We start from the raw sequence: 11,560 nt of genomic DNA, 5'->3' as shown, positions 1-11,560 counted from the left end.
AATCTTCATCAGGGATCTCCCATCACGCCAATTGTTGTTTGAGAACGAAATGCTGCACCTTGCCCATGGCATTGCGTGGCAGGCTGTCGACGAAGACGATCTCGCGCGGCACCTTGAAACGAGCGAGGTTGTCGCGCGCGTGGGCGATGAGTGCCTCGGCATCGACCGCGCAGTCGCGGCGGATCACCACATAGGCGACGGGCACTTCCTGCCATCTCGGATCGGGCCGGCCGATGACAGCCACTTCCGCGACTGCCACATGTTCACCGAGAACGCGCTCCAATTCGGCCGGATAGATGTTCTCACCGCCTGAGATGATGACGTTCTTCTTGCGGTCATGGATGTGGAAATAGCCATCCGCATCGCGCGTGCCGATATCACCGGTGTAATACCAGCCGTTCTTCAAGGCCTCGGCCGTGGCGGCCTCGTTGCCCCAATACTCGAAGAAGACGCTTGGTCCGCGCACGACGACCTCGCCGGCGGTGCCGTGGGGCACCTCCTCCCCCTTCTCATTGACGATGCGCGCCTCGCAATGGAGGCCGGGCAGGCCCGTCGAAGTGCCGCGCGCCTCGCCGCCGAGACGCGTATAGACGGCGATGGGGCAGGTCTCGGTGGAGCCATAGACCTGCAGCACAGGAATGCCGCGCGCGGCGACCGCGTCGATCAACTGCTGCGGCACGTTGACGGAGCCCGTGGACAGTGCCCGCAGGCTGGAGAGATCCGTCGTCGCCCAATCCGGATGCGCGACGACAGCCTGGATCGTGGTGGGGACAAGCACTGTATGGGTCGTCCGGTCCTCGGCGATGGCCGCGAGCGTCGCGTCGGGCGCGAAGCGCCGGTGGATGGTGACGGTCGCGCCGAGGTGAAGCGCCGGCGTCGTCTGGATGTTCAAGCCGCCCACATGGAAGAACGGCAGCACCGTGAGGATATGGTCGTCGCTCGTCAGGCCATGCATATGCTGGCTCATGGCGGCGTTCCACACCAGCGCCTCCTGCCGCAGCACCGCGCCCTTGGGCCGCCCTGTCGTGCCGGACGTGTAGACGATCAGCAGCGGACAGGAGAAATCGATATGGGGATTGCGTCCATCCCCGCTGCCCACGGCCAACAGATCGTCGAAGGAGATCGCGTCCGGTGGCACAAATTCAAGGCCGACGACGCGCGTTTCCGGTGCCGCCTCCGCGAGCGGCGCGACCACGGCGGCATAGGTCTCCTCGACGAACAGCACCTTCACCGAGGCATCGGTGAGGATGAAGACCTGCTCCGGCACCGCAAGCCGCCAGTTGATCGGCACCAGCATCGCCCCGAGCCGTGCACAGGCATAGAGCAGCACGAGATAGTCGGGATGATTGGCCGCGAGGATCGCCACCCGGTCGCCGCGCCCCACCCCGAAATGCGACTTCAGCGCGCGTGCCGTCGCGGCAATGCGTTGCGACAGGGCCCGATAGGTGAACGTCGCGCCCTCGAAGCGTATCGCCACCTTGTCCGGCGTGAAGGCCGCGTTGCGGTCAATGAGATCGGACAGATCCATGCGCGTTCTCAGTCGTCCTTTTCGCCGGGCTCGTAGAGCGCCTCGCGGCCGATGCGATCGACGCAGATCTCGGCGGTCCAGGGCAGCATCAAGGCGCCGCAGCGGCTGTCGCGGTAGATCCGCTCCAGGGGCAGGCTCTTCAGCATGGCCTGGCCGCCGCAGGTGCGGATCGCCTTCACGGCGATCGCGTTGGCGTTCTCCATCACCGTGTGCTGGGCCGCATAGGCGCGCAAAACCTGCTCGCGGCTCGGATTGGCGCATGCCTCGGTAATGGCCTGGAACCACAGGGCCTTGGTCTGCTCCAGCATGATCCGCATCTCGGCCACGGCGATCTGTTTGGTGGGGAACATGCGCCGCTTCACCGGCGGCATGCCGGGCAGTTCGCCGCGCAGATAGGACACCGTGAAGTCATAGGCCGCTTGCGCCAAACCCATATAGGTCGGTGACAGCGTCAGGAACATATGCGGCCAGCGGGTCGCCGCCTGGAAATAAACGCCATGCGGCATCAGCATAGCGTCGTCCGGCACGAACACATCCTTGAAGAGGAGCGTCCGCGACACCGTCCCCCGCATGCCGAGCGGATCCCAGTCGCCGACCACGGAGACGCCTTCGGCGTTAGCCGGCACGGCGAGATAAAGCGTGTTGCGTCGGCTCGCCGCCTCGCCCTCGGCGCGTTCCGTGCACAACACACCGTAGTAGTCGGCGGCGCCGGAGAGGGACGCGAAGATCTTCTTGCCGTTCACGATGAAGCCGCCCTCGACCGGCCTCGCCTCGGTGCCGAAGGCAATCGCGCCGGCAGCAGCGGCGCCACCCTCAGAGAAGGGTTGGGCATAGACGGCGCCATCATTCACGATGCGCTGGTAATGGACGCTGCGGCGTGCCCGATGGGCCGCGCGATCCGCGGGCGTCATCTCGAGTTCGTCGGCCAGAGGGCCGGACCATAGCGTCGAGCAGACATGCATGTTCCAGGAGAGCGCCGTCGCCCCGCAATAGCGGCCGAGTTCGGCGGCCGAGAGGCAATAGGTCTGGAAGTCCGCGCCGAGGCCGCCCTCGTCCTTCGGAATACAGAGCCGGAGCAGCCCCTCGCCGTGCATGTCCCGGAAATTCTCGATCGGGAAAGTGGCCTCGCGATCATGTTTGGCGGCGCGGGGAGCCACCACCTCTCGACCGAAGGCGCGGACTTTTGCAGTCAACGCGGCCTGCTCATCCGTGAGCCGGAAGGCCTGGGGCGCGAACAGCGGCGCATCGACGGGCTCGCGGTCGAGATCGATAGGATAGGCGCTCATTGGATGGTTTCCCTCATGCGCTCTGGTCGCATTCTGCCAGATAGTCGAGAATGGCGGCGTTGAAGCTGTCGGGCGCCTCGCAGTTCGGCAGATGGCCGACATCGGGCAGCAACCGGAAACGGGCGCCGGGAATGCGGGACGCCATGCGCTCCATCATCGACGCAGGCGCGTTGCGGTCATGCTCCCCGGCAAGGCACAGCACCGGCACACGGATTGCGCCGAGATTGGCGCGCTCGTCGAAATTCACGAGGCACAACACGGCCGCGCGATAGGTGGCGGCGGGTGTCGCGGCCATGGTGGAGACGGCGAGCGCCCTGCCCTCACCATCCGGCGAAGGGCCCATCATGCCGTCGACCATCTCCGGCGCGAGTTCCGCCATCGTCCTGCCGCTCTCCAACGGCTCAAGCCGCGCGGCCACGAAAGCCTTCTGGAAGTCGCCTTGCGGGTTGCCGAAGGCAGGGCTTGTGCCGACCAGGACGGCGGCATGATAGGCATCAGGGCGACGCCGCAGCATCGTCTGCACCACCATTCCGCCCATGGAATGCCCGACAAGCACAGGCTTTAGTCGATCGACTTGACCGATGGCAGCCTCGACATCGGCCGCCAGCTCCTCGAAATCCATGGTGGTGACGGCCGGACGCGCGCCGTAGCCGGGCATGTCGAGCGGTATGGGCCGGAAGCCCGCCGCCGCGAAAGCCGCCATCTGCGGTGTCCATACCCGCGCGCTGCCGCCAATGCCGTGGATGAACACGACAGCACGCTTTTCGTCATTCCCCTCGCCGGAGCGATCGCCCCTTGCGTCCGCGCTCATATGGGCCTCCCGAGCGTTCTTACGCGGGACCCATGCTAGCAAACCCAATCTATATGAAAAGGAATACTTTTAGCGCCACCTCGCCCGAATCTGCGGCAGATGGCGATAAACATTGTATTTCAATATATTACGCTGAAATGGCGTGCTGATTGGCGCGCTTCCGTGGGGCCAGAAGCCGCGCTCGGAGTGTCGCCACGGTTCGGGGACTGGGCAGGGATTGAGCAGAACGGCCATCATCGGTCTGGCTGACCAGCCAGTGAGGAGGCCCTCGCCGGGTTCGCGGCTCCCCCAAAAATCTTGATTCCGAGCACAAGGATCAATCGATGTTCAGTTTGCCAGAAATGGGCTCTGGACCCTCTGTATCATCCTGGAACCATCCCCTCCGGCAAGGAGGCGCCGCGTCTCAATGCTGATGGCCGGACGCGAATCGTATCGGTTCTGGATCCCGGGCCCGAGCTTTGGCTCGTCCCGGGATGACCGGCGCAGATTACCGATCGATCCTATCGGGAGGTTCTCGGCGGGTTGGGCCAGCCCACGGACTTGCCCATGTCGGTGGTGTGGCAGGCAGCCAAGGCACCGGTGAGAAACAACAGGGTGACCAACCTGACGATCATGAAAGCGACCTTTGCAACGTCTCGTTCCGGCGTCGCGCCAAGGATCCGGCGTCGCGCCAAGACGCATATGGGTACGTCGGGCGCGGCGCCAATGGGGACCTCCACAAAAGGCAGGCTAGTCGACGCTACGCCGGCTTGGTCGCAACGCTTGCCGCTGCCGCCTTCAACCAAAGCGCGACAGCTTCCGCACCCGGGTCCGGATAGCCCAGCGCACGCTCACCGATATAGCTGGAGCGCCCGCGGCGCGGCATCATGTCGGCCGTGCGGGCGGCGGCCAGGCTCGCGGCTTCGGCGGCGGCGGCCAGCTGCGCGGCTACCCCGCCGCCCTGGGCGATCGCCTCGGCCGCCGGCAGAAGCGCATCCACCATAGTCCGGTCGCCCGCCTTGGCGCCGCCGAGCTGTGATACAGATGCCACCGCCGTGGAAAATGCCATGGCGAGGGATGCCGAGGCGTCCCCGTGGGGCTCTTTCAGGCTGTTGCTCGCGCTCAGCGCCATCGCCGCATAGAGCGGTCCGGACGTACCGCCCATGGCGCGCCGAATGGTGAGGGAGAGTTCACGCAGCACCGCATAGGTCGCATAACCCGGCATCGCGTCGAGCCGCGTCAGAACGGCTTCCGCGCCCTGCGCCAGCGAGCGGCCGATATCGCCGTCGCCGACATGGCGATCCATCTCGGTGAGCCGGTCCTCGGCCGCGAGCAGGGCCTCGCAGCCAGCGCGAATGGCTGCGATGACCGCCTCCGGCGCGGGCGTCGCGCGGCCGTCATCGGCGTTCACTTCGGCCTGCCCGGCCGGCACCGTCACCGCCTTAGCGAGCGGTGGCTGTTTGGCCCGCGCGTTGGCGAGCCATGCGGGCGCCTCGGTGGGGGCGTCGAGAGCGTTGCGCAAGGACGGATCGAGCTTCATCAGGCTGAGCGACACGCCGTCCATCTCGATGGCGGTCAGGAACGTGCCGCAATAGGCGCGGTCGACGGCGATGCCATGCCCCTGGAGGTGATCGAGCGCGTTCTTCGCTACGATATTCATCTCCATGGTCGGCGTGCCGCCGAGATTGTTGACGAGCAGCGCCACTTCATCGCCCGTCGCGATGGCGCGATCCTTGATGATGGTATCGAGCAGGATGCCGGTCAGCGTCGCGGCACTGGCGATGCTGCGTCGCTCGACGCCCGCCTCGCCATGGATGCCGAGCCCGAGCTCGATCTCATCCGCGCCGAGCTCGAAATTGGCCTTGCCGGCTGCGGGCAGCGTGCAGGGCGACAGCCCGACGCCCATGGAAGCGAGCCCCGCAACCGCAGCCTGCGCATTCCGCGCCACGTCGGCGAGGCTCAAGCCTGCTTCCGCCGCCGCGCCCGCCACCTTGTGGACGAGCACGGTGCCGGCGATACCACGCCGCCCTGCGGTCGCCTCTGCACTGCCGAGCGCCGCGTCATCGTCGACCACCACGGTTTCAACCGGAATGCCATGCGCGCGCGCCATTTCCGCCGCGAGGCCGAAATTGATGCGGTCGCCGGTATAGTTCTTCACCACCATCAGGACACCGGCCGGGGTGCCAACCGCCATCAGCGCCGCGAACACGGCGTCGGTGCTCGGTGAGGCGAAGACATCGCCCGACACGGCCGCCGTCAGCATGCCGCGACCGACATAACCGGCATGGGCAGGCTCGTGGCCTGCGCCGCCACCACTGATCACAGCGACCTTGCCGCTCGCCCGAAACGACTCGATATCGCCGCGGATCACTGTGGCGTAGCCATCGAGCAGCGCCAGATCCGGATGCAGGCGAACAAATCCCTCAAGGGTTTCCGGCACAACCTTCAGAACGTCGTTGATCAGCTTCTTCAAGGCATCCTCGCTCCGTTGATGCCTTGAGTATGATCACATCGCCCGATCGATCAACCGCTGCAGCCGTTAATATACAGCGGGGACCCGTTCCTCTCAGGCGAAGCCGGCCTGTTTCAGCACCGCAATTCCGGAGCGCGCAACAGCCGCACCATCGTCGAACAGGTTCCGCCATGCGCCGACCCCGGCCGCCACCTCCGGGCCGGAAATCGCGCTCGAAAACGCCTCGACGCCGATCATGTCCGTATAGTCGGAGTCCTTGAGGAACGCGAGCATCGGGGCGAAATCGATGGCGCCGCGATCAAGAGGCCCCCGGTTGTTCTGGTCTATCTCGAAATAAGCGAGATAGGGGCGCGCTGCCTTGAGCGCTTCCAGAGGGTCATCTTCCTCGATATTCATGTGGAACGTGTCGAGATGAAGATGAAGATTGGGCGCGCCGACACGGCGGACCATGTCGATACCTTGGGCGGCGGTGTTGAGGAGATTGCTCTCGTAGCGATTGACGATCTCCAAGGCGATCCGCATGCCGAAGCCGGCGGCTTCATCGGCCAGCAACGCCAGGGCTTCCGCTGCTGCCTTCACATTCTCATCCGTCGCCGCCCGCTGGGCCTTGCCGAACACGCTGTAGAGGATGCCGCCCATGTGCTTGGCGCCGAGATCGCGCGCCAGCCGCAGGGAGCGGCGATGACGCTCCAGCCCGGCTGCCCAGACGGCGCGATCGGTGCTCGAAATGTCCGCCTCCGGCCGCTGATTGGCCGTCGTGACGGGCTGCAGTCCCTCCCGCTCCATCATGCGAACGATGGCCGCCGGCTCGATGACGTCATGATCCCGCAGCGGAATAACGAGGCGGTCGTAGCCGGCCGCCCGCGCCTCGCGGGCCGCATCCTCGCCATGCTGCGTCGTCCATGTCGGCAGGAACGTATAGGAGTGGATGGAAAGCGGATTCATTGCGACAACCTTCTGAAGCCTTCCGGTGACACCACCGAAGCCTAAGCACGAGACAAGCTGGAGGGCGGGCTCAATCCTTGACGGCGCTGCCGGTAAAGCCCTGCACCAGGTATTTCTGAAGAAAGACGTAGAGCGTGGCCGGTATGACGCTGCCGATGACGGTGGCTGCCATAATTTCCGACCATTGCACGCGGAATTGCCCGATGAGCCGCGTAATGCCGAGTGTCATCGTCTGCTTCGCCTGATCTTCGATGAGGCAGAGCGCCCACAACAGATCGCCCCAGGCGAGAAGAAAGGCGAAAGTCGCTGTGGCGACGAAACCCGGGATGATGTTGGGCGCGATGATCCGCAGCAGGATCTGCAGACGGTTGGCGCCGTCAATCATCGCCGCGTTGTCGATCTCGGCGGGGACGGTGTCGATGTAGCCCTTCAACATCCAGACACTGAACGGCAGCGTGATCGTCGTCTGTGCGAGAATGAGACCGAACAAGGTGTCATAGAGCCCGGCGAAGGTCAGCATGCGGAAATAGGCGCCGACCAGGAGCACCCCCGGCAGCATCTGGCTGCCGAGGAACAGGGACATCCACGCCATGCGCCCCTTGAACTTGAAGCGCGAGAAGCCGTAAGCCGCGAAAAGGCCGACGCCCGACGACAAGAGCGCCGTGCTGAGCGACACGATCAGGCTGTTGCGGAAATAGGCGACGAAACCTTCCTGCAGCCAGATGTTGCGATAGGCATCCGTCGTCCACGCCTGCGGCACGAGCGTCGCGGGATAGGAGACGACCTCGAGCGAGCTTTTGAAGGAGGAGGTCACCATCCAATAGAAAGGAAACAGGTTGAAGATCGCGACGGCGAGAAGCGCGACCCAGACGAAGAGGTTGGATTGAGCGGATCCGCGCATCATTCTCACGCCTCCTTCTTCAGGCTGGAGCGCACATAGGGCACCGCGAAGACCAGCATCACCGCTGCGAGAACGACCGCCATGGACGCCGCATAGCTCGCGTTGAAGAATTCAAAGTAATTGCGGTAAATCAGCAGCGGCATCACTTCCGTTGCATTGCCAGGGCCGCCGCTCGTCATGCCGAAGACAAGACCGAACAGGCGCGCCTGCCAGATCAGATCCAGCACCGCGGCCACGAGCAGCATGGGCTTCAGGTTCGGGATGGTGACATGCATGAAGCACTGCCAGGTCGAGGCGCCGTCGAGCTGGGCCGCCTCGTATTGCTGCTGGCCGATGGATTGCAGGCCCGCGAGCAGGATCAGCATGATGAAGGGATAGCCGCGCCAGCCTTCCGCGAAGACGACGGCGGCGAAGGCAAGCTGCGGGTCGCCCAGCCAGTCGATCGGCGCCGCGATGAGCCCGGCCGTTGTCAGGAGCGCGTTCACGAAACCCGCCAGCGGATCGAACATGAAGCGCCAGAGAATACCGCTGATGACGTCGGGAACGGTCCACGGCAGGATCGCGGTGACCCGGAACAGCCACTTGCCCTTGACATCGGCATTGAGCAGAAGCGCCACGCACAGGCCGAGCGTGATGTGGATGCTCACGGTAGATGCGACGAACAGGGTCGTATTCCGGAAAGCCTGCCAGAATTGCGGATCCATCGCGAGCTGGACGTAGTTCGCGATGCCCGGTACGTCTCCGGACCCCCAGAGCACATTGAAACTCTGGAGGATAGCCGCGACGGCAGGGAAGCCAAGAATGCCTACAAGAAGAATAATGGCAGGCAACGCGAAGAATAAGCCGACACGTTGATCAGTCATTGCCACCCTGTCTTTATCACTATGCGGCTCACGCGAAATTGATGCGCAGAGAGCCATGGCCCTCCGCGCGGTGTGTCAAGACACGTGCCCATTCTCATCCCGTGTCATCCCCGGCGGGCTGCCCAGCAGCCCGGGAAGGGGATCCAAAGTCGAGCGTTGCAGTTCATGGATCCCCTTCCCGTCGCTGCGCGACGCCGGGGATAACACGCTTGGTTCCCAAGGCCATGTTTCCATGGAGGCTCATGGCCTTGTTCGTCACTGGCAGGGCAAACTGGAGCCCCCCTCCGGCGGCGTGCAGTCGAATGGCCTAGGACCAATCGACATTCAAGAATGGCGCAAGGCATACCATTGTCATCACCGGGCTTGTCCCGATGATCCCGACCGGAAAGGCGCCTCAATTCATCGGGATGGCCGGGACAAGCCCGGCCATGACAGCTGAGAACGCTGAATGTCGATTGGCCCTAGCGCGCCAGGATCGCCTCGATCTGGTTGTGGGCGTCGGCGAGGGCGGCCTCCGGCGTCTTGGTCTGGGCGACGGCAGCCTGCAGGTTCTGGCGGAAGGCCGTCAGGATTTCCGGCCACTGCGGGATGAGCGGCAGGAAGGACGCATGGCCGATTTCAGCCTTCACGACCTGGGCGAACTTGCTGTCCTGGATCGGCTTGAACTCATCGTTAACGGACTGACGGCCCGCCAGCATGTTGTTGTCCACGAACCACTTTTCCATGCGCTGGCGATCGGTCATGAACTGGATCAGCTTCCAGGCCGCATCCGCGTTCTTGGTGTTGGGGTTCATGAAGAGGCCGTCCACATAGAGCGTGGACCGGACCTTGGGGTCGGTTCCCGCCTTCACAGGGATCGGCGCCATGGCGAGCGTGTTCCAGGCATCGAAGGCCGGATTGATCGCCTGGATGATCGGCAGGGCCCAGAGGGTCTCGACGATCGTGCCCACCTTGCTCTGCGCCATGAACTGGCGGGCGGCGTTGGCATCCACCTGGGAGACGCCGGGCGGCATGACCTTGTCCTTCTGGATGAGGTCGACCACGTACTGGAAGGCTTCCTTCGCCTCAGGCGTGTTGAGTGCGGAGTGTTTATTGTCCGGCGTCAGGAAATCAGCCCCGAAACCGCGCAGGATGACAGACACACGCAGATCAAAACCGGCCGGCTGCAGAATAAGCGCCGTTCCCCACTGGTCGACCGGGCCGCCTTCCTTTGTCGCACGCGTCAGTTTCTGCGCGGCCGTACGGAACTCTTCCCAGGTCGCGGGAGCCTGGGTGACGCCTGCCGCGTCGAATAGCTTCTTGTTGTAGGTCAGGACCATCGCCGCCGTATTCTTCGGCACACCATAGACCTTGCCGTCGTTGGTGACGGCGTCGCGGAGCGAGGGGTAGAAGTCCGCCATGAAAGCCTTGGCGCCGCCCTCCTTCTCCATATAGGGCGTCAGGTCCTTGACCCAGCCTTCCTTGATGTACTGGCTGATGGGGTTGGCATCGAGCTGGAAGATGTCCGGCCCGCGCCCGGCGCGGATGGCGGTCGTCAGCGTGACGTCGCGCTGTCCGAGCGACACCGGTTGCGGCACGATCTTGATGCCGGGATTGAGGCGCTCGAACTCGGCGAAGCCCTCCTTGAGCGAGGTCGCCCAGGGCTCTTCCGCTAGATGCCAGCTCTGGTAGGTCAGCCGGATATCCTCAGCCTTTGCCGCCGTGAGTGAACCAAGCGCCGTGAGCGAAGCCCCGACCAGGGCGGCCTTCGCCAACCCGCGCATCCCAAATCCCATCACCGCATCCTCCTGGGTGTCCACGGCTCTATGACCGTCCTCGGGGGCGGACAGTGCAGAGGGCCCGGGTATTTGTCAACAAGTATGAAATTTGTTGGACAACATTTCTCCGAGCAAAATAGGCGATTCACACAAATTTCTGAGTTCGCTGATATTTTCCACAGCCGGCCGCGCATTCTTGTATGATGACTTGACGCTAGAGTGAAGCCGTCGTCTGTTGCGCAAAGGCAAGCGAGAGAGAGTATCGATGTCGTCTGGCGATCTGTCCCCGGCCGGTGGCCAACCGTCACGCCGCACCGCATCCAAGGTCTATGACCATATCTTCGACCGGATCGCGGCCGGCGACTATCTGAAGGGACAGAAGCTCCCGACCGAGACGGACATCGCAGAACAGTTCAAGGTGTCGCGCACGGTGGTGCGCGAAGCGCTCGCCCGCCTCAGGGACGACGGCCTCATCCAGTCGCGCCAGGGCGCCGGCAGCTTCATCCTCGCCAGCGCCGACCAGGCCATCCGCCGCTTCGCCCCCGTGATGAGCATTGGCGATATCCAGCGCTGCTATGAGTTCCGCATGTTCATCGAGGAGGCCGCCTGCGGGCTGGCCGCGCTGCGCCGCACCGACAGCGAACTGCAGGACCTGCGGAAGCTCTTGCGCGAAACGGAGGATATCGGCGACGTGAGCCTTGGCGTCGAGGCGGACCTCGACTTTCACCTCGCCATCGCCTCCGCCTCGCATAATCGTTTCTTCGTCGACACGCTGGTCTCCATGCGCAGCCATATGACCGTCGGCATGGAGTTGACGCGCAAGCTCTCCCTCACCCGCCCGCAGGATGCGCTGCAGCTGATGTACGCGGAGCACCAGGTCATCTACGACGCGATCGCCGCCGGGCAGGTCGATGCCGCCTCGGCGGCCATGCGCAACCATCTGGAAGCCGCCCGCAAGCGCGTCTTCGAGGATTGATGCGTCGCCAAGATCTCAATCGTCGTGATCTCTAAACCCTG

9 protein-coding genes are annotated in these 11,560 nt (G+C 64.1%); 1 reads left to right on the top strand and 8 read right to left on the bottom strand.

The annotated features are described in order from the left end of the window. Positions 1 to 22: 22 nt before the first annotated feature. The 8 genes from KIO74_RS29095 to KIO74_RS29060 form a co-directional block, all read right to left on the bottom strand. A complete protein-coding gene (locus tag KIO74_RS29095; RefSeq protein ID WP_213338938.1) occupies positions 23 to 1,528 on the bottom strand; it encodes a class I adenylate-forming enzyme family protein in 1,506 nt (501 codons plus the stop codon). 8 nt (positions 1,529 to 1,536) lie between these two features. Continuing rightward, entirely contained in the window at positions 1,537 to 2,814 is a 1,278-nt protein-coding gene (locus tag KIO74_RS29090) for an acyl-CoA dehydrogenase family protein (protein WP_213338936.1), read from the bottom strand. Positions 2,815 to 2,827: 13 nt separating this feature from the next. Beyond that, positions 2,828 to 3,625 carry an alpha/beta fold hydrolase gene (locus KIO74_RS29085; RefSeq protein ID WP_213338934.1) on the bottom strand — a complete coding sequence of 266 codons (798 nt, stop codon included), beginning with the start codon at positions 3,623 to 3,625 and terminating at the stop codon, positions 2,828 to 2,830. 739 nt (positions 3,626 to 4,364) lie between these two features. Then, complete coding sequence (dhaL, locus tag KIO74_RS29080; protein WP_213338931.1) at positions 4,365 to 6,077, bottom strand: dihydroxyacetone kinase subunit DhaL; 1,713 nt, start codon at positions 6,075 to 6,077, stop codon at positions 4,365 to 4,367. A 93-nt stretch (positions 6,078 to 6,170) separates the two neighbouring features. After that, positions 6,171 to 7,022, bottom strand: a complete 852-nt coding sequence (locus tag KIO74_RS29075) for a sugar phosphate isomerase/epimerase family protein (protein ID WP_213338930.1) — start codon at positions 7,020 to 7,022, stop codon at positions 6,171 to 6,173. A 70-nt stretch (positions 7,023 to 7,092) separates the two neighbouring features. Beyond that, positions 7,093 to 7,926 carry a carbohydrate ABC transporter permease gene (locus KIO74_RS29070; RefSeq protein ID WP_213338927.1) on the bottom strand — a complete coding sequence of 278 codons (834 nt, stop codon included), beginning with the start codon at positions 7,924 to 7,926 and terminating at the stop codon, positions 7,093 to 7,095. Positions 7,927 to 7,928: 2 nt separating this feature from the next. Continuing rightward, a complete protein-coding gene (locus tag KIO74_RS29065; protein WP_213338926.1) occupies positions 7,929 to 8,786 on the bottom strand; it encodes a carbohydrate ABC transporter permease in 858 nt (285 codons plus the stop codon). A 461-nt stretch (positions 8,787 to 9,247) separates the two neighbouring features. Continuing rightward, positions 9,248 to 10,561, bottom strand: a complete 1,314-nt coding sequence (locus KIO74_RS29060; protein WP_213338924.1) for an ABC transporter substrate-binding protein — start codon at positions 10,559 to 10,561, stop codon at positions 9,248 to 9,250. Positions 10,562 to 10,808: 247 nt separating this feature from the next. Between KIO74_RS29060 and KIO74_RS29055 the strand changes: the two genes are divergently transcribed. Next, positions 10,809 to 11,519 carry a FadR/GntR family transcriptional regulator gene (locus KIO74_RS29055; protein ID WP_213338922.1) on the top strand — a complete coding sequence of 237 codons (711 nt, stop codon included), beginning with the start codon at positions 10,809 to 10,811 and terminating at the stop codon, positions 11,517 to 11,519. Positions 11,520 to 11,560: the final 41 nt, after the last annotated feature.

It is taken from the genome of Chelatococcus sp. HY11, from assembly GCF_018398335.1.
Lineage (GTDB): Bacteria > Pseudomonadota > Alphaproteobacteria > Rhizobiales > Beijerinckiaceae > Chelatococcus.
This window is presented reverse-complemented; position numbering and strand designations above follow the sequence as displayed.

Coding starts and splice junctions, on each gene's coding strand:
- KIO74_RS29095 (WP_213338938.1), bottom strand. CDS start 1,528: ATGGATCTGTCCGATCTCATTGACCGCAACGCGGCCTTCACGCCGGAC.
- KIO74_RS29090 (WP_213338936.1), bottom strand. CDS start 2,814: ATGAGCGCCTATCCTATCGATCTCGACCGCGAGCCCGTCGATGCGCCG.
- KIO74_RS29085 (WP_213338934.1), bottom strand. CDS start 3,625: ATGAGCGCGGACGCAAGGGGCGATCGCTCCGGCGAGGGGAATGACGAA.
- KIO74_RS29075 (WP_213338930.1), bottom strand. CDS start 7,022: ATGAATCCGCTTTCCATCCACTCCTATACGTTCCTGCCGACATGGACG.
- KIO74_RS29070 (WP_213338927.1), bottom strand. CDS start 7,926: ATGATGCGCGGATCCGCTCAATCCAACCTCTTCGTCTGGGTCGCGCTT.
- KIO74_RS29065 (WP_213338926.1), bottom strand. CDS start 8,786: ATGACTGATCAACGTGTCGGCTTATTCTTCGCGTTGCCTGCCATTATT.
- KIO74_RS29060 (WP_213338924.1), bottom strand. CDS start 10,561: ATGGGATTTGGGATGCGCGGGTTGGCGAAGGCCGCCCTGGTCGGGGCT.
- KIO74_RS29055 (WP_213338922.1), top strand. CDS start 10,809: ATGTCGTCTGGCGATCTGTCCCCGGCCGGTGGCCAACCGTCACGCCGC.